This is a genomic window from Pseudomonas gingeri (genome assembly GCF_013386165.1).
Taxonomy (GTDB): domain Bacteria; phylum Pseudomonadota; class Gammaproteobacteria; order Pseudomonadales; family Pseudomonadaceae; genus Aquipseudomonas; species Aquipseudomonas gingeri_C.
The window spans coordinates 41,369-67,199 of record NZ_JACAOS010000022.1; the positions used below are offsets into that span (position 1 = coordinate 41,369).

General features: G+C 58.9%; 21 protein-coding genes. 10 read left to right on the plus strand and 11 right to left on the minus strand.

The genetic code is table 11. The annotated features are described in order from the left end of the window. Positions 1-219: 219 nt before the first annotated feature. The 3 genes from aguB to HX866_RS27885 all read left to right on the plus strand — a co-directional run bounded on the left by aguB (position 220) and on the right by HX866_RS27885 (position 2,658). The gene (gene aguB, locus HX866_RS27875) at positions 220-1,098 is read left to right on the plus strand and encodes an N-carbamoylputrescine amidase (RefSeq protein WP_177140865.1); all 879 of its coding nucleotides are present in this window, start codon (positions 220-222) and stop codon (positions 1,096-1,098) included. A 5-nt stretch (positions 1,099-1,103) separates the two neighbouring features. Next, positions 1,104-2,210, plus strand: a complete 1,107-nt coding sequence (gene aguA / locus HX866_RS27880) for an agmatine deiminase (RefSeq protein ID WP_177140866.1) — start codon at positions 1,104-1,106, stop codon at positions 2,208-2,210. A gap of 247 nt (positions 2,211-2,457) precedes the next feature. Next, a complete protein-coding gene (locus HX866_RS27885; protein ID WP_177090986.1) occupies positions 2,458-2,658 on the plus strand; it encodes a hypothetical protein in 201 nt (66 codons plus the stop codon). Between the two features lie 64 nt (positions 2,659-2,722). Here the strand turns inward: HX866_RS27885 and HX866_RS27890 are convergent, their stop codons facing one another. Continuing rightward, the gene (locus HX866_RS27890) at positions 2,723-4,816 is read right to left on the minus strand and encodes a TonB-dependent receptor (protein WP_177090985.1); all 2,094 of its coding nucleotides are present in this window, start codon (positions 4,814-4,816) and stop codon (positions 2,723-2,725) included. Positions 4,817-5,070: 254 nt separating this feature from the next. On the opposite strand from HX866_RS27890, the gene HX866_RS27895 reads away from it, so the two are divergent. The 4 genes from HX866_RS27895 to HX866_RS27910 all read left to right on the plus strand — a co-directional run bounded on the left by HX866_RS27895 (position 5,071) and on the right by HX866_RS27910 (position 10,669). Next, positions 5,071-5,763: a DsbA family protein gene (locus tag HX866_RS27895; RefSeq protein WP_177090983.1), complete on the plus strand. Its 693-nt coding sequence runs from the start codon at positions 5,071-5,073 to the stop codon at positions 5,761-5,763. A gap of 297 nt (positions 5,764-6,060) precedes the next feature. Then, a complete protein-coding gene (locus tag HX866_RS27900) occupies positions 6,061-7,362 on the plus strand; it encodes an OprD family porin (RefSeq protein ID WP_177090981.1) in 1,302 nt (433 codons plus the stop codon). A 145-nt stretch (positions 7,363-7,507) separates the two neighbouring features. Then, complete coding sequence (locus HX866_RS27905) at positions 7,508-8,410, plus strand: alpha/beta hydrolase (protein WP_177090979.1); 903 nt, start codon at positions 7,508-7,510, stop codon at positions 8,408-8,410. Between the two features lie 174 nt (positions 8,411-8,584). Further along, complete coding sequence (locus HX866_RS27910) at positions 8,585-10,669, plus strand: multicopper oxidase family protein (RefSeq protein WP_177125994.1); 2,085 nt, start codon at positions 8,585-8,587, stop codon at positions 10,667-10,669. A gap of 91 nt (positions 10,670-10,760) precedes the next feature. On the opposite strand, the gene HX866_RS27915 is transcribed toward HX866_RS27910, so the two are convergent. From HX866_RS27915 to HX866_RS27950, 8 genes are all read right to left on the minus strand, one after another. After that, positions 10,761-11,846, minus strand: a complete 1,086-nt coding sequence (locus tag HX866_RS27915; RefSeq protein ID WP_177140867.1) for an acyltransferase family protein — start codon at positions 11,844-11,846, stop codon at positions 10,761-10,763. Positions 11,847-12,014: 168 nt separating this feature from the next. Continuing rightward, positions 12,015-12,656, minus strand: a complete 642-nt coding sequence (gene phzG, locus HX866_RS27920; protein WP_177140868.1) for a phenazine biosynthesis FMN-dependent oxidase PhzG — start codon at positions 12,654-12,656, stop codon at positions 12,015-12,017. A gap of 25 nt (positions 12,657-12,681) precedes the next feature. Next, on the minus strand, positions 12,682-13,518 hold the full coding sequence (locus HX866_RS27925) for a PhzF family phenazine biosynthesis protein (protein WP_177140869.1): 837 nt from the start codon (positions 13,516-13,518) through the stop codon (positions 12,682-12,684). A 27-nt stretch (positions 13,519-13,545) separates the two neighbouring features. Further along, positions 13,546-15,423, minus strand: a complete 1,878-nt coding sequence (locus tag HX866_RS27930; protein ID WP_177140870.1) for an anthranilate synthase family protein — start codon at positions 15,421-15,423, stop codon at positions 13,546-13,548. Beyond that, complete coding sequence (locus tag HX866_RS27935) at positions 15,420-16,043, minus strand: isochorismatase family protein (protein WP_177140871.1); 624 nt, start codon at positions 16,041-16,043, stop codon at positions 15,420-15,422. Before HX866_RS27935 ends, HX866_RS27930 begins: the two co-directional genes overlap by 4 nt. 15 nt (positions 16,044-16,058) lie before the next feature. After that, positions 16,059-17,261 carry a 3-deoxy-7-phosphoheptulonate synthase gene (locus tag HX866_RS27940; RefSeq protein WP_177140872.1) on the minus strand — a complete coding sequence of 401 codons (1,203 nt, stop codon included), beginning with the start codon at positions 17,259-17,261 and terminating at the stop codon, positions 16,059-16,061. Between the two features lie 25 nt (positions 17,262-17,286). Continuing rightward, positions 17,287-17,775, minus strand: coding sequence for a PhzA/PhzB family protein (locus tag HX866_RS27945; RefSeq protein ID WP_177090964.1), 489 nt, complete (start codon positions 17,773-17,775; stop codon positions 17,287-17,289). Between the two features lie 20 nt (positions 17,776-17,795). Beyond that, positions 17,796-18,284: a PhzA/PhzB family protein gene (locus tag HX866_RS27950; protein ID WP_177090962.1), complete on the minus strand. Its 489-nt coding sequence runs from the start codon at positions 18,282-18,284 to the stop codon at positions 17,796-17,798. A 477-nt stretch (positions 18,285-18,761) separates the two neighbouring features. Between HX866_RS27950 and HX866_RS27955 the strand changes: the two genes are divergently transcribed. Continuing rightward, positions 18,762-19,484, plus strand: a complete 723-nt coding sequence (locus HX866_RS27955; RefSeq protein WP_177126002.1) for an autoinducer binding domain-containing protein — start codon at positions 18,762-18,764, stop codon at positions 19,482-19,484. A 65-nt stretch (positions 19,485-19,549) separates the two neighbouring features. Here HX866_RS27955 and HX866_RS27960 read toward each other — a convergent pair whose 3' ends face one another. Further along, positions 19,550-20,131 (minus strand): acyl-homoserine-lactone synthase, encoded by a 582-nt coding sequence (locus tag HX866_RS27960; RefSeq protein ID WP_256345027.1) that lies wholly within the window; start codon positions 20,129-20,131, stop codon positions 19,550-19,552. Positions 20,132-20,538: 407 nt separating this feature from the next. Between HX866_RS27960 and HX866_RS27965 the strand changes: the two genes are divergently transcribed. Beyond that, the gene (locus tag HX866_RS27965) at positions 20,539-21,672 is read left to right on the plus strand and encodes an acyltransferase family protein (protein WP_177140873.1); all 1,134 of its coding nucleotides are present in this window, start codon (positions 20,539-20,541) and stop codon (positions 21,670-21,672) included. 130 nt (positions 21,673-21,802) lie between these two features. Here HX866_RS27965 and HX866_RS27970 read toward each other — a convergent pair whose 3' ends face one another. Continuing rightward, positions 21,803-23,269, minus strand: coding sequence for a hypothetical protein (locus HX866_RS27970; RefSeq protein WP_177140874.1), 1,467 nt, complete (start codon positions 23,267-23,269; stop codon positions 21,803-21,805). 595 nt (positions 23,270-23,864) lie between these two features. Here HX866_RS27970 and HX866_RS27975 point away from each other — a divergent pair. Further along, on the plus strand, positions 23,865-25,589 hold the full coding sequence (locus HX866_RS27975) for a hypothetical protein (protein ID WP_177140875.1): 1,725 nt from the start codon (positions 23,865-23,867) through the stop codon (positions 25,587-25,589). Positions 25,590-25,831: the final 242 nt, after the last annotated feature.

Here is a 25,831-nt window from a genome sequence, read left to right on the forward strand (position 1 = left end):
CTTGCTGGCGATGGCGTCCGGCCAGGCAGCGTAAATTTCGATTTTTATCGACAAAATAAACATATTGAACGCACGTTTTTATTTTTTTACCTTTAAAAGTCGATTTTTATCGGCTATAAAGTCGCCATCACCCGGCCGGACCCACCACGTCCGGCCATTCTCAATCTGTCATCGGTCGATGCCTAGAATCGCCCACCGCATTCGCCCAGGAGATGATCCATGAGTCGTATCGTTACCGTCGCCGCCACCCAGATGGCCTGTTCCTGGGATCTCGAAGCCAATATCGAAACCGCCGAGAAACTGGTGCGCGAAGCCGCTGCCAAAGGTGCGCAGATCATCCTGATCCAGGAGCTCTTCGAAACCCCGTACTTCTGCCAGAAGCCGAACCCGGACTACCTGCAGTTGGCCACCCCGGTGGAGGACAACATCGCGATCAAGCACTTCCAGAAAGTCGCCAGGGAACTGCAGGTCGTGCTGCCCATCAGCTTCTTCGAACTGGCCGGCCGTGCGCGTTTCAATAGCATCGCGATCATCGACGCCGACGGCAGCAACCTCGGGATTTATCGGAAAAGCCATATCCCGGACGGCCCTGGCTACCACGAAAAGTATTACTTCAACCCGGGCGACACCGGTTTCAAAGTGTGGAACACCCGCTACGCGAAGATCGGCGTGGGCATCTGCTGGGACCAGTGGTTCCCCGAGTGCGCCCGTAGCATGGCCCTGCTGGGCGCGGAAATCCTGTTCTACCCGACCGCCATCGGCAGCGAGCCCCATGACAAGAGCATTTCTTCCCGCGACCACTGGCAGCGCGTGCAGCAAGGCCACGCCGGCGCTAACCTGATGCCGTTGGTCGCCAGCAACCGTATCGGCAACGAAGAGCAGGACGGCTACGACATCACCTTCTACGGCTCATCCTTTATCGCCAATCAGTTTGGCGAGAAAGTCGAGGCACTCGACGAGACCGAAGAAGGCATCCTGGTCCACAGCTTCGACCTCAACGAACTGGAACACACACGCAGTGCCTGGGGCTCGTTCCGCGACCGGCGGCCGAACCTCTACGGCGCACTGAAAACCCTCGACGGATCCCTGGAGTCCTGATCGCCATGACCACTTTGAACAGCACACCGCGCGCCGACGGTTTCCACATGCCCGCCGAATGGGCGCCACAAACCCAAGCCTGGATGATCTGGCCCGAACGCCCGGACAACTGGCGCCTGGGCGGCAAGCCCGCGCAGGCCGCCCATGCCGCCGTGGCCCGGGCCATTGCCCGTTTCGAACCGGTGACGGTGGCGGTGTCCGCCGCGCAGTACGAAAACGCCCGGGCACGCCTGGACATGCCGAATATCCGCCTGGTGGAAATGTCCAGCGACGACGCCTGGGTCCGCGACAGCGGTCCGACCTTTGTCATCAACGACCAGGGTGAAGTGCGCGGCGTCAATTGGGGCTTCAATGCCTGGGGCGGTTTCGACGGCGGTCTCTATGCGCCGTGGAACCGCGACGAGCAGGTGGGCGGCAAGATCCTTGAAATCGAGCGCTGCCAGCGGTATCAGACCGAAGGTTTTGTGCTCGAAGGCGGTTCGATCCATGTCGACGGCGAAGGCACGGTGATTACCACCGAGGAATGCCTGCTCAATCGCAATCGCAACCCGCACCTGACCCGCGAAGCCATCGAGCAAGTGCTGGCCGAGCACCTGGCGGTGGACAAGGTGATCTGGCTGCCGGACGGCTTGTTCAACGACGAAACCGACGGCCATGTGGATAACTTCTGCTGCTACGTGCGTCCGGGTGAAGTCCTGCTGGCCTGGACCGACGATCCCCAGAACCCCAACTACCCACGTTGCCAGGCGGCCATGAAAGTGCTGGAAAGTAGCCGTGACGCCCAGGGTCGCACCTTTACAGTGCACAAAATGCCGATTCCGGGGCCGCTGTATGCCACCGAAGAAGAGTGCGCCGGCGTGGACGCGGTGGCGGGCAGCCAGGAACGCAACCCATCGGTACGTCTGGCCGGCTCCTATGTGAACTTCCTGATCGTCAACGGCGGCATCATCGCGCCGAGCTTCGACGACCCCCAGGACAGCGTGGCCAAGGAAATCCTGCAGAACCTGTTCCCTCAGCACGAAGTGGTGATGGTGCCAGGCCGTGAGTTGTTACTGGGGGGCGGAAATATCCATTGCCTTACACAGCAGCAACCTGCGCCACACAAAGGTTGAGTGAAGTTGTAACAAAGCATGCAATGCTACAAATGATGGCATTTTTACATCGTTATAAGATAACACCCCGATAGAACCTGCAGCCCTTATGGGCTGCGGGTTTTTTTAGGTTTTCCGACTGCTGAACTGGCACTTTGGCATATCTCTTGTATCGGCTTTCTTTATATGACGGAGGGTCTTCTACAGTGCGACGTTCTGTCATAAACCTTAAGTAAGTTAGCCGCTCATGAACCAGGAGAGCGCTGAGATGAACGTAGCCAGTGAGCGGGTTTCGCACCCTCTGTCGGTGACGAGCGAGTCGCTTCAAGTCCTGGCCCAGTGGTTGAAAAGCAATGGAACGCGTACCACCCGTGGTCAGGATCCTCGTCGGATGATTATCGACCGTTACCCCGCAGGTTTGTTCAGCGAAGCTGAACTGGAGGCCTTGCTCGGGGTTTTACAGGGTTAAAAGGACTTTGCACAAAAACGCCGCTGGCTGGAGCGATCCAGGCAGTGGCGTTTTTTTATGCGCTTCAGAAAGTGTAGGTGCCGGTGACCACCAGGTTGCGCGGAGCGCCCGGCTGGATCTGGAAGGCGCTGGTGGCAGACGCGTAGTAGGTGCGGTCGCTGATATTGTTCAGGGCGGCGCGCAGGTCCCAGTCGCGGGTACGGAAACCGCCCAGGGCGTCCCAGGTGCCGTAGCCCGGCAGGGTCACCGTGTTGGCATTGTCGGCATAACGGTCACCGACCAGGGTCAGGCCGGTTTCGGCGTACCAGCCCATTTCCGGTTTCCAGGTCAGGAACAGGCTGGCGTTACGTTTGGCCACATTGCTGACGCGCTTGCCCTCGAAGCCATTGTTGTCCTTGACGACGGTCGCATCCTGAAGACCGATGCCGCCGCGCAGGTACCAGTTGCCGACGATTTTCCCGGTGCCGGTCAGCTCGAGACCGCGTGAGCGTTGCAGGCCGCTGAGCAGGGTGATGGACGGGTTCAGCGGGTCGCTGGTGCGGCGGTTGTAGAGCTCCAGCTCATACACCGCCAGGGTGGTGCTCAGACGCTCGTCGAGCCAGTCGCTTTTCACCCCCAGCTCTTTCTGGCGGGTCATTTCCGGGCTCAGGTCATTGCCGTTGCCGGCCGCGTTCGGTGTGATACCGATGACGGCGCCGCCCACGGGTGAGAAGCTCTTGCTCCAGGAGGCGTAGAAGGCGTGATCCTGCAGCGGCGTCCAGACCACGCCAAGCCGTGGGCTGGTGCTCTGGCTGTCACGCTGGTCACTGCGGGCGAGCAGGTTGTTGGTGGTTTCGACATTGAAGCGGTCGTAACGCAGGCCGCCCAGCAACTGCCACTGATCGTTGAGGCGCAGTTGGTCCTGGACGTAGATCGCCTGGCTCTCGACCTCGGTATGGTTGTCGCTGGAGGCAACCATGGGGCCGGTATGGCTCAGGCTGTGGTTCGGGTTGAACAGGTCGAGTGCCGGCACCGCCTGGCCGCCGCGATTGGTGGCCAGCGAGGTGTAGAGCTTCGGATCACGGCGCTGGCTGCCCAGTTCCAACCCGGTCAGCAGGCGGTGCTCGAGGCCGAAGGTATCGAAGCCGCCTTCGACCTCCAGGTTGCTGAAGACATTGCGGGTGTTGAGGTCCTGCTGCCAGCGCTGGCGGGTGACCTTGCGGGTCGCCGCGGTGTAGCCGGTCAGGTAGGTGTTGTCGAAATCACTGTCGAGCTTGAACACCCCGAGGGTGTGGCGCAGTTGCCAGGTGTCGTTGAGGGCGTAGGTGAGCTTTGAGCGCAGGGATTGAGCCTTGTCATCGATGAAATCCCGTGGGTCGCCATAGCTGGTGTCGCGTCCCACATCGGCAGGTCGGCCGTTGACACCCGGTATGCCGCGATCCGGGGTGCGGTTGTAGCGGCTGTATTCGTATTGCACCAGCCAGTTCAGGTCCGGGCTCAATTGCCAGCTCATCGAGGGGGCGAACAACTGGCGGTTGCCGCTGACGCCATCGCGGAAACTGTTGGCGTCCTGGTTGCCCATATTCAGGCGCAGGCTGAGGTTTTCCGTGGGGTCGACGCTGAGGTCGGTGTACAGGCTGCGCAGGTCATCGCTGCCGCCTTGCACCTCGACCGTGGAGCGGCGGCCGAACTGCGGCAACTTGCTGACCCGGTTGACGATCCCGCCCTGGCTGCCACGGCCATAGAGCACTGCGGCCGGGCCCTTGAGGACTTCGATCCGCTCGATGTTATGCAGGTCGCGCACGTACTGGCTGTCGTCACGGATACCGTCCAGGTAAAAGTCGTTGCTGGCGTCGAAACCGCGAATCCTCAGGCTGTCGAAACGGGTGTCCGCCCCGCTGCTGACATTGGGGATGCCGCTCAATGCCTTGCCCAGGTCATTGGTGCCGTAATCGAGCACATTCGCCGTTTTTACCGAATCGATGGCCTGGGGCACATAACGAACCGGTGTAGCGGTACGGGTCGCGGTGCTGACGTCGCGGACGCGGGGATCATCCGGGTCGGCCTCGGCACTGATCGACAGCTCCGGCAGGGTGGTGCTCGTGGCGCAGGCAAATCCAGCGGACAGCAGGACAGAAAGCCCGAGGGTAGCGGGCGTCAGGCGATAAAGGGCAGGCATGGGGAAGGGTGTATCCGTAGGCGCGTGAGAGAGATAAGGTGAAGCGGTACGAATTGTAATGAGTATTGTTATCTATTAATAACAATTCCCAGTAGCGTGTCGGCAGGTTTGTGTCCAAATATGTCCCGATTGTTTCACCTGGGCTGATCTGACCGGTTTTTGAAATAAACCAAGAGCCATTTCGGCGTTTTTCCAGTGGTGGCGGCGGGCTAGTCTTCACTCATTGCTTGTTGATGACTTTTTTGGAGATTGCCATGACCGCCCCCGCCACCCTTCACTACATCTACGATCCGTTGTGCGGTTGGTGCTATGGCGCCAAACCGCTGATCCAGGCCGCCCGGCAGGTGTTGCCGGTGGTCCTGCATGGCGGGGGCATGATGGCCGGCAACAACCGCCAGTTCGTGTCCTCGAACCTGCGCGACTACGTCATGCCCCATGACCGGCGGATTGCCGAGTACACGGGCCAGCCGTTTGGCCAGGCCTATTTCGACGGGTTGTTGCGTGATTCGACGGCGATCTTCGACTCCACGCCGCCGACCCGTGCGGTCCTCGCGGCCGAGCAACTGCAAGGCCGCGGGCTGGAGATGCTGGGGCGCCAGCAGACGGCGCACTACGTCGACGGCCGACGCGTGGCCGATGTCGAGGTGTTGCTGGCGCTGGCCGCCGAGATGGGGTTCGAACCCGAAGCCTTCAAGGCCGCTTTTGAAGCCAATAGCGGTGCGGTGGCGGCGGAGCACTTCAAACAAAGTCGGGCTTTGTTGTCCCGTGTCGGCGGCCAGGGTTTTCCGACACTGGCACTGGAGCAGGATGGTCGTTTCAGCCTGATCGATATCGGTCCTTACCTGGGCAAACCCGACGCATTCGCCGCCTGGCTCAGTCAATCGCTGATCCCCGCTACCCCTGCCGCCATGGGGCCATCCTGTGGCCTGGATGGTTGTTCGTCCTGAAACCGACGCAGCCTGTTGTCGCTCGGTGATAAATGACAGTCGTTGGCGGATATGCCTTTTTTCGAGGTCGACCCGCTAATTCCTTCTATTCACTGATGTTTCACGAAATTGACACAATACTCATGTCGCAGATAGGATTCTCCTTACGCCTGTGGCTATACGCCATACACCTAAAATAATAAAAGGCCCGCTGCACCTCGTGCAGGCGGGCCTTTTTGCTTTTGTCTGAAGCACCCACACACAACGTTTCAGCTCGAAGCCGCAGGGCGTTTCACCTAGCGAATAAGGAAGAAAAACATGTTGAACAAACGGATCGGTCTGCTCGCATTGGGCATCCTCGGGGCTACCCAGGCCATGGCCAGTGATCAATCGGACTCCAAGGGTTTCGTTGACGACAGCCACCTGAACGTTCTGTTGCGTAACGCCTACATCAACCGTGATTACAAAAGCGGCAACCCGGACAAGATCGAATGGGGCCAAGCGGCTATCGCGACCTTCAAGTCCGGCTTCACCCAAGGCACCGTAGGTGTGGGTGTTGACGCTTTCGGCCAGTACGCTGTGCGTCTGGACGGCGGCCGCGGCGAAACCGGCGCGCAAGGCATCGACTTCTTCAAGAAGGACAACAACGGCGATCCGGCCAAGGATCTGGCCCAGGGTGGCGCCGCGGTTAAATTCCGTCTGTCCAACACCGTGCTGACCTACGGCGACCAGATGCCGTCCCTGCCGCTGCTGAACTACGACAACTCCCGCCTGCTGTCGGAAAGCTACACCGGTACCTTGATCACCTCCAAGGAGATCAAAGGCCTGGAACTGAACGCCGGTCACTTCACCGCCGAATCGCGCAAGAGCGCCGAAGGTCGTGACAGCGGTGGCCTGAAAGGTATCGATATCCTGGGTGGTAGCTACCAGTTCACCGATCAGTTCAAGGCATCCCTGTACGCTTCCGACGTCGACGAAGTGCTGAAGAAGCAGTACGTGAACCTGAACTACGCGTTCCCGATCGCCTCGGATCAGTCCCTGACCCTGGACTTCAACGGCTACCGTACCCAGCTGGACCGTGGCTACGCAGCGGACCAAGGTGCTCAAGGTCGTGACAACAAGATCTGGAGCCTGGCCGCTACCTACGCCCTGGGTGCTCACTCCTTCACCATCGCACACCAGAGCAGCACCGGCTCCAGCCTGCTGGGCTACCCGTACGGTGGCTACCAGAAGGGTCAGGATCGCGTTGGCGATGGCGGCAACACCATCAACCTGGCGAACTCCTACTGGTCGGACTTCAACGCTGCCGACGAGCGTTCCTGGCAGTTGGGCTACGGCCTGGACTTCGGCGCCTACGGCGTTCCGGGCCTGAGCTACAACTTCGCCTACGTGCGCGGCGACAACATTACCAGCGTCAACAGCGCCGGTACTGTCTTCACTGGCGGCAGCGAGCGTGAAATCTTCAACCAGATCAAGTACGTGGTCCAGAGCGGCCCGGCCAAAGACCTGAGCGTGAAGCTGCGTAGCTCGGTCCTGCGTGTGTCTGAGAAATCCAAGGACTACAACGTCGGTGGTAACGAAGTACGCATCTTTGTCGACTACCCGATCAACGTGTTCTGATCGAGCGACAAGGCTGTAGCAACCTGATCCCAGGTTGAACAAAACGCCCCGACTGGTTCGGGGCGTTTTTGTTTGTGCGCGAAGTTGCGAGTAGTCTGTGGGCCTTGTGAACCAACGCTTCTCCTGAAACCGAGACCCGGGCGCCATGACCGTCAGAACCTTTATCGCCCGTCGCCGCTGGTTGTCCCTGGGATTGCTGGCCGTGTTTCTTGCGGTCGGCCTGCCCTATGGCTGTTCGCGACTGGCCTATAAAGAGCGCGAACTGCTGTTCAATATCCAGCCAGGCACGGCGAGCTGGTTCAACGGCGTGCCGACGGGCGTCAGGGAGTTGCAGATTCCGGTCAGTGGCGGGTTGGCCGGTTCCGACTACCTGCATGCCTGGTGGTGGCCGTCGAACCGGGCGAATGCGCCGGCCATCCTGTACCTGCACGGCACCCGTTGGAACCTGACGGCGCAGGTCGGGCGGATCACGCAACTGCGGGACCTGGGTTTCTCGGTGCTGGCCATCGACTATCGTGGTTTTGGCGACAGTCCCGGCAGCCTGCCTTCCGAACGCAGCGTGTACCAGGACGCGGGCAATGCCTGGAAACGCCTGGTGCAACTGCAACCCGATGCCCACAAGCGCTATATCTACGGCCACTCCCTGGGCGGTGCGGTGGCGGTGGACCTGGCCGAGCGCCTGGCCGGCGACAAGGACGCGTCCAAGGCCGCGGGGCTGATCATTGAGTCGACCTTTACCGACCTGGGCGACGCGGCTCGGGCAGCGATCCCGACCTCGCTGCCGGTCGGCTGGATCTTGTCGGAGAAGTTCGACTCCATCGACAAGATCAACCAGATCGATATTCCCGTGCTGATCGTCCACGGCACTGACGACCCCTACGTTCCCTCGCGTTTCAGCAAGGCCCTGTATGAAGCCGCCGCGCAGCCCAAGCAATTGCTGCTGATAAAAGGCGGCAACCATATCAACAGCATGACCCTGGGCAGCCGTGAATATGCCAAGGCCTTGCGGCAGGCATTCGAGGGTTTTGCATCGCCCGTGGTGCGCTGACTTTCCAGGCCAAAACATGTTGAAACCCAATAAACATTGCATTCTGCGCATAACGCACTAGCGTTACGCCAGCACGGATTGCTGCTGTTGGAGGTTCATGCCATTGCGCCTGCCAGCCACCTCTTTCCTGTGCCCAAACCACGATGTTCACGGTTGATCCGCAGGAGAAACACCATGACAGGAATGCACAAGGGCAGGTCCCGTTATCCCTACTCACTGGGGCTGCTGGCCCTGGCGGTGATGGGGGGCGGGAGCACGGCGCAGGCGGTGGAAGCTTCCAGGCTGTTCAATAATCCCCCGTCACTGGAGCAACAGGCACCGACCGCCAAGGTTACTGAAGGCACGCTGCTGCTCAAGTCCAACGCTGTCCCTCTGGCTCCCCAGCCCCATGTCGGACGTGAGCGGCAGTTGGACCTGATCATCAAATACACCCAGAACCAGATCCTCGATCCGGCTACCGGTGCCCAGGTTCCGGTGTCGTTGCGTAGTTACGTCGGCAAGGGCGTCAACCCCAACGCGCCCTTTATCGCACCGACCATCGATGCCACGCCGGGCGACACCGTTCGTATCACCCTCAACAACCAGTTGCCGGCCGACCCCAGTTGTACCGCCCACGACAGCAAGCCGGACGTGCCGCACTGTTTCAACGGCACCAACCTGCATTCCCACGGCTTGTGGGTCAGCCCCACCGGCAACAGCGACAACGTGCTGCTGTCGATCAACCCCAGCGTCAGCTTCCAGTACGAATACAACATCCCGGCCGACCACCCGGCCGGGACCTTCTGGTACCACCCGCATCGCCACGGCTCGACCGCGATCCAGGTCGCCAGCGGCATGGCCGGCGCGCTGATCATTCACGGCGATCGCAAGCCGACCCCCGACACCAATGGTGATATCGACACCTTGCTCAAGGGCGCTGATGGCCAGTCGTTCAAGGAGCGTTTGCTGGTGTTCCAGCAAATTCCCTACGCGTGCAAGGACGCGGCCGGCAACTTCCGCTACAACATCGCCAGGGACAAGGACGGCAAGCCCCTCAAGGACGCCGACGGTAATGACAAGAAAGTCATCGACTGGACCTGCAAGCCGGGCGAAGTGGGGGTTGTCGAGTCGTTCGACCAGCTCCAGCCTTCCAGTTGGTCCGATTCGGGGCGCTATACCAGCGTCAACGGTTTGGTGCAGCCTATCTTCGACGGTGCCAGGCCCGGTCAGGTGGAACGCTGGCGCCTGGTGCACGCGGGGATTCGCGACACCATCCGGCCAATGTTCCGTAAACTCAAGGACAGCGACGGCGCCAAGCTGGGCAGTAACAAGGGGGTCGCGGCCCTGGCGTCGGCTCAATTCATCGCCGAACAATGCACCGGCGAGCCGGTCGACTACCAGGTGATCGCCTCTGACGGCCTGACCATGGAACAGGCCCAGAGTCGCCAGGTCATTACCCTGCAACCAGGCTATCGCAACGACCTGTTGATCGTCTTTCCCGAGCCTGGACGCTACTGCGTGACGGATGAACCTTCCACGGCTTCAGGTGGGGTCAGCCAGCAGGCCAGCGGTCGTCAATTGCTCGGCTTTGTCGACGTGGGCCCCGGGGCGAAAGTGGCGAACACCAAGGCGCGCCTGACCGAGGAACTGGTGGCTGCCGCGGAACGCAATATGCCGGCGGACATCAAGGCCACGGTGGTGGCGGACCTGAAAAAGGACCTGCGCTTTGACAAGTTCATCCCACACCCGACTATCGCCGACAGCGAAATCAAAGGTCAGCAGGAACTGGTGTTCCTGATCGATACCAAGGATCCCAAGCACACCAAGTTTGCCGTGGGGACTACTGCGGCCAATGCCGTGCCCTATCAGCCGGGGGTGATCGATCGTCATCTGAAGCTGGGTGATGCACAAACCTGGGTCCTGCAATCGGCCTTTGCCAGTCACCCGTTCCATATCCACGTGAACCCGTTCCAGATCGAGAAAATCATCGGCCCAGATGGCGTCGACCTCAGCGCGCCAGGTGCCGTGGACAAGACCGACAAGAACGACGCGCAATATGCCGGCATGAAAGGGGTGTGGAAAGACACGCTGTTCGTCAAAGGCAAGACCGATGGCAGCGGTGTGTACACCTTGTATGTGCGTACCCGTTACGAACGCTATATCGGCGAGTTCGTGTTGCACTGCCACATTCTTGATCATGAGGATCAGGGGATGATGCAGAACGTGAGTATCGAGCTGCCGGATGGAGTGGGGGGGACGACGATGGGGGCGCATCACTGAGGCCCAGGCCGGTCTTTTCCGATGGCCCGGGTCTGAAGTGATGGTTGATATCGGCCCTCCTCACCGCGAGGTGAGGGGGCCATATCATCGGTCAGGTTGCTTGTGACGTTTCTGCTGGGCAGGCTTTTTTCTTTTTGAAATACACAGTCAAGTATTTACCGGCTTTGATCGCGTTAAGCTCTATTGTCTTGTGGGCCAGGTAGCACACAAGAAATAGAACAATCAGCGCTTGGAGTTTTACGGGTAAATAGTCTATTTCATGTGTTTTGAGGGTCTTGGTAATGATCTTCCACAACCAATTGTGAAATAAATAGATGGAGTAGGTCATGTTCGACAAGAGCCTTAGCGCCCTGCTGTCGGGTAAGTGTTTTCGGCCAAGCCATGCGCTGATAAATATAAGGATGGCAGGTATTGCGAAATTGAACACTGACCATGCAGGATGAAGGATGGCCAGCTCTCTGATAAAAAATTCAGTAATGATTATAATGACCGGCAGGCAGAGGTAGGCTAGGGATTTTTTTGTTTGCAGCAAATATAAGCATATGCCGATAAACAGGAACGGTGCATATAAAGTGAAGTAGCCATGCAGCCATTGGTCTGCCGCTGGGATTTGCGGCAGTGCGTAGAGGGTCAAGGTCGCTGCGAGCAGGACCAGCGGCAGCCATGTCGTTCTCCCAAGGATGCCAGTCGCCTTCAAAAGGGTCATGAACAGATAAAACATCAGCTCGATTCTCAACGTCCACTCGACGCCGCCCAGCGCGTAAGGGGTGTCGAAAAAATCACCGATCAATAAAATTCTGGGAATCAAGACTTTTAGCGAGGTCTCGAGGGTGCCGGTAAGCGGGTAGTAAGTCAGTGCTTCAATGATCAGTGCGGCGATGTATAAAGGATATATTCTAAAAAAGCGCTTGATCAGAAAAACAGAGGGTGATTCGGTTTGTAATACGTGGGTTATTATGTAGCCGGAGGTGATGAAAAATACGATAACGCCTGCGGCACCGCCATAGCAAATGTTGTAGAAAAAATTGGCTATTGTGTGAAGCACGGCATTGTCGGTGGACGCCGACAGCATCGCCGCCATTTCAGGTTCGAACTTGTGGCCGATGAGAACACTGATGAATGCAAATACCCTCATGTAATCGAGGAAAACAATGCGTTCATTCGCGTTCGCGGACATCAACTCACCCGGTTATATGTTTTCTGGCGGAGAAATTGATTGTACCTGAACGAAGGACTTTTTTGAGCGGTTGGAGAGCGGCATGCCCATGACTGCGCAGCCGCCGCTCTCTGATTCAAACCCGGCAACTCGTTCAGCATCATCGCCGAACCCGCCCCGGGCTTTGGGTCAGGGCTGCAAACGCCGCACCACCCAACCCTCGGGGGTGCGGTCATAGCGCAGCCGCTCATGCAGCCGGTCCTGGCCATTGCCCCAGAACTCCACCGATTCCAGCCGCAATTCGAACACGCAGTAACCGTCCGGGCGTGGCAAGAGGGCTTGTGTGCCGGACAACGCCTTGGCCCTCTCACGCAGCGCCTCGACATCGCTCAGCTCTTCGCTCTGACGGGACACCGCCGACATCGGGTGGGTCACGTGGGGGCGTCCGCGCCAGGCGGCGTCGGCTCGGGCATCGCTGAGCCGTTCGGCGCGGCCATTGAGCACGATCTGCTGGCTGGTCTCGCGCCAGTACAGCACGCCGGAGGCCCAGGGATTTTCGCTCAGTTCGCGACCTTTCTGACTGCCGGCATGGGTGCTGAACAGCAGCCCGGTGTCCGACACTTCGCTGATCACCACCACCCGGGTCGAAGGCCGCCCCCGGGCATCCGCCGTCGCCAGCGCGAGGGCCTTGGGTTCGCGTACACCATAACGCCGGGCGCGTTCCAGCCAGTTGCGCAGCACTATAAAGGGCGTGGCAGGCGGCGTTTCGAACTCCGGAAACGGTGCCTCGATGGTGCCTGTAAGGGATTCCGACAGCAGGTGTGCGCTCATTGGGAGCCTCCGATGGCTGGGGTATTCATATGACCGTCGTGCCTTGGGCGAAGGCCACGCCATTGCCCGAGACCTGCACCGCGGTGATCGTTTCGCCGTGGCCCTCGGCCCTGGCGAACATCCGTGAAGGGCGACCGATTTCCACGCCCTGGAGAATTTCGATCTGCTGGCCGTAGTCGACCTGGGCATGGCGGATCAGATGAATTGCCAAGGGCCCGGCGGCCGAGCCGGTGGCCGCGTCCTCGACCACCCCGTAGGCCGGCGAGAACATCCGGCTGCGCCAGCGCCGGCCGGAACCGGCGAAGCAGTTGATGGCCATGTCGTGGAACTGCCCCAACGCGCGATGATCGGGGTTCAACACCGATAGCGCCGCGACACTTTCCAGGCCGACAAACACATGCCGGGGGCCGTTGTGGTAGATCTCCACCGGAAAGGTCGAGCCGGCTATCCCCAGCGCCCGAAGCAGTTGCGGCATGCGCTCGAAAGACTCCCAGGTCGGAATCGGCTGCTGCATGCTGCACGCCACCACTCGACCGTTCTGGCGTTCCAGCTCGAAGGGAATGGTGCCCATCTCGGTTTCCAGCGTCAGCCGGTCCTTGTCGGTTTCGGCACCGAGAGCAATGGCGGTGCCCAGCAGCGGATGGCCGGCGAACGGCAGCTCGTTGACCGGGGTGAAAATCCGGATACGCGCATCGCCGCCATGACGCGGGGTCAGGACGAAGGTCACCTCGGACAGGTTCATCTCCCGGGCGATCTGTTGCATGCGCTGGGCGGGGAGGTCGTCACTGTCAAAGAACACCGCGACCGGATTGCCCTCCAGCGGGACGCTGGCAAACGCGTCGATCACTACATACCTGTGCATGGCTAGCTCCATTGTGTTCAAGGGGGGTTACGCCGATAGCGCGTGGCGCATCAGGTCGGCGATGATGCGTGGCCCTTCCTGGGTCAGCACCGACTCGGGGTGAAACTGCATGGAGGCGAAATGCGGTCCGCGCAGCGCGTGCACCTCGCCGGTTTCCAGATCACGGCTGACCTGCACCAGCCCGAGCCCGTCGACCTCGATCCGGTCCTTTCCACTCTGGGCGGCGAAGGTGTTGTAGAAGCCCACACGCTCGCGGGCGCCGAACAGGTCGATCTGCTTTTGCACGCCCTGGTTGGGAATGGCCCGGCGTTGCAGGTCCAGGCCCAGGCAGCGGCTGAGCACCTGGTGGCTCAGGCACACCGCGAGAAACGGCCGTTGCTCGTCCAACAGCGAGCGGATGGCCAGGTGCAGATGGTCGATCTTCGGTTGCTCGACCGCGGTCGGATTCCCCGGCCCCGGGCCCATGATGACGATGTCGTAGCCGTCGAAGGCGTAGGCGTCGTTGTAGTTACGCACGCTCACTTCAAGCCCGAGGGCCCGCAGTTGCATGGCGATCATCGAGGTGAAGGTGTCCTCGGCATCGACGATCAGCACGCGGCGCCCCGACAGATCCGCCTGGGACTGCTGACGTTCCAGTGCATCGCTCAGCCAGAAATCGGCGATCAGCGCATTGCGACTGGCCAGGGCGGCGCGCACCTGGATATTCGAGCCGAAGCGCGCCGGCGCCTGGTTTTTCAGCGCCGCAATCAGCCCGGCAGCCTTGGCCCGGGTTTCGGCGGCCTCGGCCTGGGGATCGGAATGACGGACGATGGTCGAGCCGACACTGATCTTCAGCCGGCCTTCGCGGTCGATATCGGCGGTGCGGATCAGAATCGCCGAATCCAGCGTACGGGTGCCTTGGGCGTCGCTGCCGATCAATGCGGCGATCCCGCTGTAATAGGCGCGGCCCTCGGGCTCGTGGCGACGGATCACCCTGCAGGCACTTTCCAGTGGGCTGCCGGTAACGGTGGGGGCGAACAGGGTTTCGCGCAGGATCTCGCGCACATCGCGGCGGCTGTGGCCTTCGATGAAGTATTCGGTGTGGGCCAGATGGGCCATTTCCTTGAGATAGGGTCCGAGTACATGGCCGCCGTCCTCGCAGATCCGCGCCATCATCTTCAGCTCTTCATCCACCACCATGTACAGCTCGTCGGCCTCCTTGCGGTCGGCGAGAAACTGCATCACTTCGCCCAGGTTCGGGCCTGTCGGTGGATAACGGTAGGTGCCGCTGATGGGGTTCATCACCGCCAGGCCGTCCTTGAGGCTGATATGCCGCTCGGGCGATGCGCCGACAAAAGTGCGTTCACCGGTGTGAATGATGAAGGTCCAGTAGACGCCCTTTTCCCGCTCCAGCAGGTGACGGAAAAAGGTCAGGGCGCGGTCGATCCCGTAGTCGCCGATATCGGCCATGAAGGTGCGCTTGATCACGAAGTTGGCGCCTTCGCCGGTGCCGATTTCGTTGTCGATCACCTGGCTGACAATCTCCGAATAGGCCGCCTCACTGAGGTCGAAGCGTTCGTTGAGCAAGGCGATGCCCGCTTCGGGCAGCCGTTCCAGCAAGGTATCGAGGCGTATCTGCGCCTGCTCGGCCACCTGGAGGGTGAGCAGCGGGGCCTGGTCATCGACCGCCTCGAAGCCGCGTTCGGCGATCTGCCGATAGGGGATGATCACCAGCGTATCCAGCCGCGCCGCGCCGGCCAACGGCTCGCGCAACTCGACCTGGGTCAGTGATGGCGGCTGCGAGACCGCGCCGAGCAGCACATCCACCTGGCCCGGGCCACCGGATTCCGGGCGGTACAACAGGGCGAAGGGCGGTGGGTCCGCACGCAGGATTTGGGCGAGCAGCGGTTCGGCGGCCAGGCTCATGGCAGCACCTCTTCGGTGGTGACGACCATGGCGCAACGACTGGCGGCGTACTCCAGCGCCATCCAGTGATGCTCGCGGCTGAAGTCGGCGATGGCGTCGGCCACCAGGAATGGCTGGATATCGTTGGAGTAGGCATCCACGGTGGAAATCAGCACGCCGACATGGGCGTACACCCCGCAGAGGATCAACTGGTCGCGATCATGGGCGCGCATGCGCTCCAGCAGGTCCGAGTTGAAAAACGCGCTGTAGCGCCACTTGGTCAGCAACCAGTCGCCGGGGGCCGGCTTGAGTGCGTCGACCACCTCGCGGTCGGTGGGGCTGGCCTGCATGCCCGCACCCCAGAAGTCCTTGAGCAGGCCGCGTTGGGACTCGGTCATGCTCCCGGGCTGCGCGGTGTAGGCCACGGGAATGCCCTGGCTCGCCGACCATTGGCGGATGCGCGCGGCATTGCCGACCACCTCGTCACGCAGGGGCGTGGGCAGCGGCCGGAGAAAGTAGCGCTGCATATCGTGGATCAGCAGCACGGCGCGCTGTGGGTCGATCCGCCATTGGGCCAGATTGGCCGGCAGGTCGCGGGCGGTGGGCAGCGCATAGGGGGTAATCGCGGGAATACCGGTCATCGCAACAGACTCCTGTCAAAAGGTTGCATGGGGGGACGCGGGTGGGTTCTTCCACGCCAGGACGGTGGTGATTGCCTGCCAGGGCGTCAGTCGCGGGTCGCACAGGCTGGTGTAATGAACGCTGACCTGATGGAGCCCGGCCGCATCGGAAGCGCACTCGGTGACATCGTCCGGGGTGGTTTCCAGGTGCAGGCCGCCGGCGATGCCACCGGCCGAGAGCACCGCGTGCTTGAAGGCGCTGACTTCCCGGGCGATGGTCTCGACCATGCGGGTCTTGTTGCCGCAGGGCGCGAGGATGGTGTTGCCATGCATCGGGTCACTCAGCCAGATGACCTTGTGCCCCGTGGCGCGGACCGCCTCCACCAGGGGCGGCAAACGTTCGGCGACCTTCTCGGCGCCCATCCGTGCAATCAGCGTCAGTCGCCCGGGTTCGCGGGCCGGGTCGAGGCGTTCGCACAGGGTCAGCAGTTGCGCAGGGGTCATGTCCGGACCGACCTTGCAGGCTACCGGATTGAGCACCTCGGACAGCAGGGCGACGTGGGCGCCATCCACCTGGCGGGTGCGTTCGCCGATCCACGGCCAGTGGGTCGAACCGAGAAAGGTCCGGCCCTGTTCGTCGTGGCGCAGCATGGGCAATTCATAATCGAGCAGCAGCATCTCGTGGCTGGTCCAGACCGGGGAACCGCCGGCTGCGCCTTCGGCGAGGCGGTCCTGCCAGCCCAGGTGCTCCATGATTTCGCGGGCGGCCTGGTAGCCTTTGAGCAGGCGTTGCGGATCGGGTTGGCGGCTGTCCGAATGCGCCGCGTGGCTGTTGACCATGTCGCCGCGATACGCCGGCAACTCGATCTCGCCAATCAGTTCGTTGGGCTTGGAGCGGGGCTTGGCGTACTGCCCGGCGATCCGTCCGACCCGGATCACCGGTTGTTGAGTCACCAGGCCGAAGGCCCCGGCGAGGATCTCCAGCACTGCGGCTTTGCGGGCCACGGCGCCGTGCTGGTTGTCGTTGATATCCTCGGCGCAATCGCCGGACTGGATGACCTTGCCTTCGCCTTCGGCGACCCGCGCCAGGAGAGCCCGCAGGGCCAGGATGTCCTGGGCCCTGATCAAGGACTGGCTGTCTCTCAGGTGTTGCTGTACGTCCCTCAGGCGTGAGAGATCGCTCCACTGGGGTTGCTGCAATGCTTCACAACCCAGAACTCGTCGCACAATCGTTTCCATGATGAGACCCCTGGCGCAGTGCCGTTCAGGTGGGTATGCCTTCGCGTTTGATTTCGGGCACCGGGATATTCAGGGCCCGCAGTTGCTGGAACACATTCATGAACTCGCGGTTTTGCTTGATCTTGCCGTTCTCGAGGGAGAAGGAATGGAGGAAGTGGTTCTCGTAAAAGCCGTCCGGGTATCCGGGAAACAGAATCTGCCCGTGGCCTTCGCATTCGACCCAGAAGTGGTTCGGGTCATCGGTTTCGAAGATGCGGATGTCATACCATTCCCAGTCCGGGAAGCACTTCAGCGACCAGACCGCGTGCTCGGCGAGCTTGTCCTTGCCGCGAATGACAATCGGCGCGCCGGTGTCGGTGGTCCACAGGCCGCCGCTGCCATCTTCAGTAAACAGCTCGTGGCGACGCAGACGGGCCGGGCCCTTGGTGTGCATGTACTGCTCGACCACCTGGCGGTTCTTGCGACGAAGCTCGGTGCTGCTGGCAAACCCATCGTGTCTGTCTGGATTGGTCATGTTCTTGCCTCTGTTGTGGATTAAGCGGGTAGGCCGGCGCGGCGAATGGTCGGTACGGGAATGCCGAGGGCGCGCAGTTGCTCGAAGGGGTTCATGAACTCGCGGTTGCGCTTGATGCGGCCGTCCTCGAGTTCGAAGGAGTGGATGTAATGGTTCTCGCAATAGCCCTTGGGGTAGCCGGGCATGTTGACGGTGCCGCGTCCGTCGCTTTCGACCCAGAAGTGGTTCGGGTCGGCGGTTTCGAAGATCCGCACGTTGTGCCACTGCCAGTCCGGGAAGCACTGGTTCAGCCAGACGCCTAGTGCCGCCAGCTTGGTGTGGCCGTGGAAGACCAGCGGGGTGGCGCTGGCGGTGTTCCAGGAGCCACCGCTGCCGTCTTCGGTAAACAGTTCGTGGCGGCGCAGGCGTGCGCTGCCATTGCTCTGCATGTACTGCTCGACGGTGGCGCGGTTCTTGCGCCGTAGTTCGGGTGCATCGGCAAATCCGCTCTGGATCTCGGTAGTTGTCATGCTCATGTTCCTTTGGGCGTGTTCAAGTCGCCGAATCGTTCAGCACTAAAAGACAGTTACGTGACGGCAAGGGTGAATGATCTTTATATAACGGGCCTGTTCCAGGAGAACTGGGGTTAAAGGGTAAGCATCATGTAATAAATAATACCGCTCAGTCACGGCGGGACTGATTGTTCCTGTTGAGACAAACTTGCTGGAGGGGATTTATACAGGGGGGTGATTGAGAAAGTTAAGCTACCAGATTTCGTAGGTGTGAAGTCTTTGCGTCCGGCTTAACCTCCGCGCGTCTTCGGGGACTAGACGTGAATTTGCACCATGGGTGGGCGGCTCGGCAGTTGCAGATGGCCACTAACTAAATATAAAAGAGGTCGCTCTATAGTTAGCGCAAATGGTTATGGTTTTTTTACACGTGTCCCCATTGACAGTGCGATCAGCTGGACTAGGATGACGAACCGATTCTCATCTTGGGTAGCTAAAATGGACTTAGCACAGCTTTGGGTTTGGGATATTTATTTCTATTCGCTTTTTGCGAAAGCCATGAACATGGAGGAGTTTACGGGTATCGCGCTGAACGCCATCACGGATCTGAAATTCGACTTCTATGCCTACGGCCTGTGCAGCCTCACACCGTTCATGCGGCCGAAAACCCACCTCTACAGCAACTACCCGGTGGAGTGGGTGACGCGTTATCAAACCATGAACTACGCGGTGATCGACCCCACGGTAAAGCACAGCCGGCTGGCCTCTACGCCGATTTTGTGGAGCGACGACATCTTCAAGGGCAGCCCCGGCCTGTGGTCGGAGGCCAATGACTCGGACTTGCGCCATGGCCTGGCCCAGCCGTCGTTCAATGCGCGAGGTCGGGTGGGGTTGCTGAGCCTGGCGCGTAAGAACGGCAAGATCAGTGCCGATGAGTTTACGGAGCTGGCGCCTATTACCCGAGCCTTTGCCGATGCCGCTTATGCCAAGTTGTCGGAACTGGAAGGGATGTTGGAACGGGACAATGAGATCACGTTTACCGAGCGGGAAAGTGAAGTATTGCGCTGGACGGCCGATGGCAAGACGTCAGAAGAAATCGGGGTGATCATGGGCGTGTGCACGGATACGGTTAATTATCATCACAAGAACATTCAGCGCAAGATCGGTGCCAGTAACCGCGTGCAGGCGGTGACCTATGCCGTTGCCCTGGGTTATATATGAACTGATCCGGTGTTTGTTGCGGAACAGGAGGGGCAGGCCTGTTCTGCGACAGGGTAATTGGAGGGTCAGGCTATTTGTTTTAATCCTTCTGACATAAAGAGCGTTGACGCAAGACTGCTGAGGTGACGTTTACGTTCCGTTGGTAGTTGTATGGCGACAATCCGTTCATCCTGGTGCCAGATCATCTCCCCGAGGCGTTCGTAGTGGACGCCGTTCTTTCTGTAATAGCGCTCCATGATCTTGCTGACAATCCCGACGATATATTCGGCGCCGGCGTGATGGGCGGTGTCCAGGCACTTCCAGAACAAGGGCATGGCCAATTCCGGGGTTGAGGTGGTGAAGCGGGTCATTTCCCAGATAAAGGTGCTGGCCGGCACGCCCTCGGCGCAGGTGTGGCTGAACACGCCTTCGAGCAGGTTGGGCGCGGTGGTGGGGATCAGCCGGGCACAGCCGATCAGTTCGCGGGTTGGGTTGAGAGCCAGGAGGTAGCGGGCTTGGGCGTGGTCATAGGCGTCCCATTCACAGCCGGGTGCATCCGGGGGGAGGGGCAGTTGCCAACCCAGCTTCTCGACGAACTGCTGGTAGCGGTATTGACCGAGTGACAGCCGCAGACTGTCGCTCATTGAGGACAGGGTGTGCTCTTCCATGTGCATAGGGGCTTCTCTATTGATGAAGGACGGCGGGCGTCGATTTATATAGAGCAGCGGCGGGGGTTTGGCACCTACCAGATCTGGTAGGCGGGGGAGGCGGGGGAGGCGGTGGTGGCTGCTGGGTTTTGCAACATACAATGGGCGAACAGATGCAGCAGAAGCCCGTCGATATGACCCTTGGCCCAAGGCGACTTGATGTGGCATAAACGGTTGAGGCCATCATCAGCTCGGCGCATAAAGCAATATTGAGTGCGATCAAAAATAAGTTAATGGGTTAGTCACTCGGGCCACTAGGCGTTACAGAATCCATGAAAACTATTTTTTGAAAAGTAGGGTCAGGTTTTTGCTTTCCCTGCCGATAGGTTGGGGCATTCATCCCTTTTTTTGATAAGCGGATACAATTTATGCAGCAGTTATCGCGGACGCACAATATGGATGTGCTATCCAGCCTTTCCAAGCTGACATTTACCAGATTTATTGCAGCACTGATGGTGGTAGCGTTCCATTTCGGTGCGCCCTTCTATCCGTTCAACAATCAAGCGGTGTCCGAGCTGTTTCGGCAGGGCCCAAAAGCCGTAGAGTATTTTTTTTTACTGTCGGGTTTTGTGCTGTCTGTGGTCTACTCTTCAAATGAGCCTGGTCAATTCAAAATCGGGACGTTTTGGATTGCACGCTTTGCCAGAATATACCCGCTCTATCTGCTGGGGTTGATATTTTCTTATTATCTGGGTGTGCCGGAGCACATCGTTCTTGCTCTTAATGTGACGTTGACTCAAGCATGGTGGGCCGAGCACGCTATTTCGATGAACAACCCTGGCTGGTCTCTTTCAGCTGAGGCGTTTTTCTATTTGATGTTTCCGCTGTTTATTTTCGTACTTACGAAGAAACGGCTGCCCATGGCGGTTGCGATAAGCCTGTTCAGTTATCTTGTGCTTGAGTACGCCCCATTATATGTGCCACGCCTAGACGGATCCCCGTTGCTCTATAAGGCTGCCAAAATAGTGTTGGGTCCGTATTTTCCGATCAGAAATCTGCCTTTTTTCATGGTGGGCGCTTCGCTGGGGGCATTACTTAAATTTGGGGTGATCACACCCAACGCACTGCGCTTCTTTAAGTTTCCGGCGATTTATGCGGTGATCCTGTTTGCATGGTTTCATTACACCTTGCCCTTTATCGTCGTGCCGTTTTGTGCGCTGATACTTTCGCTGATGCAAAGTCAGGGCAGAGTGATCGGTTTCCTTTCGGGCAGAACCGGTGTTTTATTGGGTGAGTCCAGCTACGCTGTGTACATTCTTCATTACCCACTATACGTATGGTATTTGAATTTCGCTCAGCCGACTTTCGAAGCGTCGGCGGTCGTCAAATTTTATATCTATGTGATCGCTTTGATAGTGCTGTCTATATTTGTGTTTTTTGTCGTCGAAACACCATGCAGAAAAGCGATTAGATGGCTAGGTAGTGTGGGCAATAAAGGCAAAACTCCGGAGCAACAAAGTGCATCATCTACTGTGGGGAACCAGTCGGTAGTGCAAGAGTAAGGTATTCTCGCCAGGGTGGTTTAAACGCCTTGAGGGTTTCCTCAAGACGTTTAGATCAGCACTTATCTACCGTTGCTTGCTTCATGTGTTTGTTTGGTATTTTTGTGTCTCGCCAGTGTCATGCCACGCTTTAGCGTTTGTAGTCGTCTGGTATCTGCTGTTGTCCTGGAGTCGAGACCGATTGTGCGGCGCTGATATAGCAAGCCGTTACGATGGCCCCATACAGGAGTGCTAGCAGCATTTTCCTTGTTGTTGACAATGACCGGATTGGGATGTCCGGGAAACCATAGGCAATAGCACAATAGGCCATCAAGTGCAGGGTCACGAAAAACCGTGTTTCAATGGCTCCAGGTATTATCGCCATGACGGGGAGTAATATTACAAAAAGCCATACCCAGCGAAAATCCGTTTTATCTGCGGTAGCCGGTATGTTACCTGAGGTTGACCGTCTGACCATCAGGTAGAACAAACAGAAAAGTCCAAATATTGAAGTCAAAAGGGACGCCAGGGAGCGGAGATTTTTTTCCTGTGAGAGGACTTTGGTATAAGTGTCATCATCCCTGACGTCCAGGCCATTGATGAGATGTCTTGTGTATATTTTCAGAAATCCGAATGGCTCCGAAATCAATGCTTTGAAATATCCCTGAATGCTCGTTTTTACGTTTCCCAAGTCAAGGCGTTTGAAGAGTTCTTCTCCGGCAGGGTCGAGGTGGAAAATCGGAAATATGGCTCCCGATTTTACATCGTAGCCAGTTTCATAACGTTGAATAGTGATGCCCCACTTCAATTGACGGGCAAAGAGTGACGCGTTTCTGACGTCGGTGACCACCATAGGTGTGGCTGAGCCCAAGTGTTTTACGTTGATCAGCGCTTGAGGGATGGCCGTCAGACCGGCGCCTAGAATAAAGGCTATCGCGAGCATGATTCGCCTGGAAAGGGGGGCGCTTCTAAACACCAGCGTGGGTATGAGCAGGGTCAACAGGAGCATGGTGAAGAGGTAGATGGTTCTGGTGTTATAGGCCCCGTAGGCCATGATACCGGCTAAAAAAATCAGCAGTCCTGACTCCATAAAGCTGTTTCGCTCCGAGGCAAACAGGATCGTGGCCAAGCAGGCAAGAATCAGGCAAAGCGCAGGAAGGTCGCTGAGTGTGTAGGCAATCAGTGTCGGGAAAAAAATCGCCACCAAAAAAGGGACGATAAGGCGTTTGACCAAGGAGACTCGCCCCCCGATTAAACGAGTAAATATATAGGGAAGCAGAAGGGTCAGTGAAAATGAAAAGGCTAACGCCTGCATCAGGTGCAAGGCCAGATAGCCAGTGCCTGGGAAAGTTTCAAAGATAAATTTTGCGGGTGATAATAATAACGGGTAAAAATAGCCGCGTATTGTTTGAGGGAACGAAAAATTCCATATGGATGAGCTGAGATCCCAGTAGATGAATGCGTCACCGTTGAGCTGTGGGAAATTGATGTAGCGTTGCGCACAAAACATGAAAAATGTTGCAATGATGAAGGCGGAGAGCTTTTCGTGAGTGTTGATATAGCTCAGAGTACTATTCGCTTCAAATGGCCCGTATGAACGCTGTTCGTTGATGTCCATATTGCAATTCCATTGTTGTTGAATGCAATAACATGCCAGCCATTGCGTGGGTGAACGGCATGTTATCCGAAGCCCGTATGGGGGGGCGATGGTTTTTTCTGCGATAGAAAGGCCTGGCAGTTATTGCCGACTCTTCCGGACGTCAGTTCAACGGCGAGTGAGGATGGTTACACACTTCGCGTTTATTTGAGCGCAAGCGACCAGAGCGGCCAGCTCCACCTGGTTCAGCAAAGTGCCTTGCGCCTCGGCGCGTCCGAGCTACGCTGGATCACTGACCAGCCGTGCTGGCAAAGGGATTGGCGGAGCAGGCGATGATTTCCCCTCCAGGGCTTCTGGCCCTTGCGGGCTGCTCCCGGCATGGGAGTGCCGTCCCTATGACTGGCTGGTGAACGCCCCTTCGATACCCGCCTATCGCCCAGGTGGATGGCGCAGACATGGATGTCCAGATCGCCCCCGTCCCTGACGGGCCTTCCTATCCCTGCTGGCATTTTTCGATCGTGGTGCTTTGTGGTCGTACGCGGCGATGTGCTGCGTTCCGCCTGCAGGCGGGAGCGCACATCATTCAAAGGGTTTCCCGAACATCGAAGGCAATGCCATGACCAAACGCGCAAGGTTCTACATCACGAACCTGACGGATTCACACCTGAACCTCTGGGTTGAAAAATCGACCGAGAGCGGTTTCGCACAGCACAACCCGTCGGAATGGCTGAAGAACGGGTACTTGGCGGCGAGGAGTTCCCTGGGGGACTACGTCGAGATGGAAAATGGTGGCCCCAGCCCTTTCACACTGAAGGTGGACCTGCAGGATGGTACGACTTTCCATTGCGCGCTGGATCTCTGGCAGTCGCGGGACGTCGGCAGGAAAAAGCTCACGACCGTTCCCGCACGGCCCGATCTGGACGTCTGGCAGACCAGCGGTGGCGATATCGGCGACAGCAGTCACGGCACGCTCGGCATCTATATTGGCCAGAGCAAGCGTCCATCGCTGAGCAAGTGGATGGAGGCGCTGCTCGCCAAGCGGCCTTGGGTCACGCTCAACGATGTGGTGATGCCCGGGAGCCACGACGCCGGGATGTGCAAGACCGAGAGCAGCGGTAGTCTCGGCGGCGGCGGCAGCTCTGCTGAAACCCAGCGGCTGAGCATCGTCGAGCAGTTGAACGCGGGCTCGCGCTATTTCGACCTCCGGGTGCACCGACGTGCCAATGGTGACTACCACTTCGGGCACTTCAGCAATGACAGCAACTCGCTCGGTGCCTTTGGTGAGCGTGTGGAGGTTGTGTTGGATGGCATCAAGTCCTTCCTGCAGACGAACGCCAAGGAGTGCGTGATCCTCAAGTGGTCCCACACCGGGGACCTGATCAACATGAACTCCCTTCTAGCGGTCATCAAGAACAGGCTCGGCAATGCCTTCTACCAGGCTCCGAACCCTGGCGGCGTTCTGGCCCGGAAGAGACTGGCGGATTTCGCGGGGCATGCGCTCTGTGTCTTCGACACTGATTTCGCAGGCCAACTGCAGGCCGACCCGAAGTTGTATGCCTATCACGATGTGGCGGACGGGGCGACCCGCGGGGATGCCAACCAGACGGCGAGCAAGGCCGCTGGGCTGACGGTGTATGACCGGTACGCCAATAATGTCGATGCCGGCGTGGTAGTGACGGATCAGCAGCACAAGCTGGTCACCAATGGCGGTCAGGGCAACAGCTTCCTCTTCGTACTGTCGTGGTTCGCGACGGGGGCGGTTGGGAACACCTTGGATATCCAGGCGCTGGCCCACACCCTGCACCCCAGGCTTGCGCAGTTCCTGCAGAAGTGCAAAGGAGGGCTGCGACCGAATGTGGTGTACCTGGACTTCATTGAGCAGGACCTGTGCAGTCTGATCATCGAACTCAACGATGCTCCTGAGTTGAACGAGAGCAAGACCTATACCCTGGAGCCGGCAAGCCATCCCGGAAAGGCGCTGGATACCTACAGCGGGGCGCTCCACCCGGCGGCGTTCCTGGAGGACAAAGCCAAGGGGACCAGCGGCATGCAATGGCACCTGACGCTGAACCCGGACAATGGCAGTTACTACCTGCGTAACAATTACCAGCCCGACAAGGTGCTCACCGCCGTGCAGGGTGGGCTCGAACTCTGGCCTCTCGACCCCTCCCAGGAAACACAGATGTGGAAGATAAGGACCAGCGTCATGGAGGGCGTGCGCCTGGAGTCCGTGGCCGATGGGTCGGAATACTCGCTGTGCGTGGCGCCGGCAGATAAACCCCTGCTCGTTTCGACGCTTGCGAAGATGCAGTTGAGTCTGTGGAAGTTTGTCGAGGTCTAGCCCCAACTGAGCCTGCTTCCTTTTGGCTGGTTTCCGGCCACTGGAGCGTTGACGCCTGGTTGGATGGCGAAGATCGTGGATCTGAGAGGGTCGGCGTAATGGATGGTTTTGGAAACGGTTAGGGTGAGGGTATCAAGCAGGCGGTCCGCATCTGGCCGCGTAGCTTTCACTGAACTGTTCGAAACGGGCGTGGATCGGGGGGGATTTTCTTGGCCACGAGTAAAACTCCTTCCGAATTACTT

Bases quoted from the DNA above. Each gene is read 5' to 3' on its own strand.
- HX866_RS27925 (WP_177140869.1), bottom strand. From the start codon at position 13,518: ATGCACAGGTATGTAGTGATCGACGCGTTTGCCAGCGTCCCGCTGGAG.
- HX866_RS27950 (WP_177090962.1), bottom strand. From the start codon at position 18,284: ATGACAACTACCGAGATCCAGAGCGGATTTGCCGATGCACCCGAACTA.
- HX866_RS27915 (WP_177140867.1), bottom strand. From the start codon at position 11,846: ATGTCCGCGAACGCGAATGAACGCATTGTTTTCCTCGATTACATGAGG.
- HX866_RS27890 (WP_177090985.1), bottom strand. From the start codon at position 4,816: ATGCCTGCCCTTTATCGCCTGACGCCCGCTACCCTCGGGCTTTCTGTC.
- phzG (WP_177140868.1), bottom strand. From the start codon at position 12,656: ATGAGCGCACACCTGCTGTCGGAATCCCTTACAGGCACCATCGAGGCA.
- HX866_RS27900 (WP_177090981.1), top strand. From the start codon at position 6,061: ATGTTGAACAAACGGATCGGTCTGCTCGCATTGGGCATCCTCGGGGCT.
- aguB (WP_177140865.1), top strand. From the start codon at position 220: ATGAGTCGTATCGTTACCGTCGCCGCCACCCAGATGGCCTGTTCCTGG.
- HX866_RS27910 (WP_177125994.1), top strand. From the start codon at position 8,585: ATGACAGGAATGCACAAGGGCAGGTCCCGTTATCCCTACTCACTGGGG.
- HX866_RS27965 (WP_177140873.1), top strand. From the start codon at position 20,539: ATGCAGCAGTTATCGCGGACGCACAATATGGATGTGCTATCCAGCCTT.
- HX866_RS27935 (WP_177140871.1), bottom strand. From the start codon at position 16,043: ATGACCGGTATTCCCGCGATTACCCCCTATGCGCTGCCCACCGCCCGC.
- HX866_RS27885 (WP_177090986.1), top strand. From the start codon at position 2,458: ATGAACGTAGCCAGTGAGCGGGTTTCGCACCCTCTGTCGGTGACGAGC.
- HX866_RS27940 (WP_177140872.1), bottom strand. From the start codon at position 17,261: ATGGAAACGATTGTGCGACGAGTTCTGGGTTGTGAAGCATTGCAGCAA.
- HX866_RS27930 (WP_177140870.1), bottom strand. From the start codon at position 15,423: ATGAGCCTGGCCGCCGAACCGCTGCTCGCCCAAATCCTGCGTGCGGAC.
- HX866_RS27970 (WP_177140874.1), bottom strand. From the start codon at position 23,269: ATGGACATCAACGAACAGCGTTCATACGGGCCATTTGAAGCGAATAGT.
- HX866_RS27895 (WP_177090983.1), top strand. From the start codon at position 5,071: ATGACCGCCCCCGCCACCCTTCACTACATCTACGATCCGTTGTGCGGT.
- HX866_RS27975 (WP_177140875.1), top strand. From the start codon at position 23,865: ATGACCAAACGCGCAAGGTTCTACATCACGAACCTGACGGATTCACAC.
- HX866_RS27960 (WP_256345027.1), bottom strand. From the start codon at position 20,131: ATGGAAGAGCACACCCTGTCCTCAATGAGCGACAGTCTGCGGCTGTCA.
- aguA (WP_177140866.1), top strand. From the start codon at position 1,104: ATGACCACTTTGAACAGCACACCGCGCGCCGACGGTTTCCACATGCCC.
- HX866_RS27955 (WP_177126002.1), top strand. From the start codon at position 18,762: ATGGACTTAGCACAGCTTTGGGTTTGGGATATTTATTTCTATTCGCTT.
- HX866_RS27945 (WP_177090964.1), bottom strand. From the start codon at position 17,775: ATGACCAATCCAGACAGACACGATGGGTTTGCCAGCAGCACCGAGCTT.
- HX866_RS27905 (WP_177090979.1), top strand. From the start codon at position 7,508: ATGACCGTCAGAACCTTTATCGCCCGTCGCCGCTGGTTGTCCCTGGGA.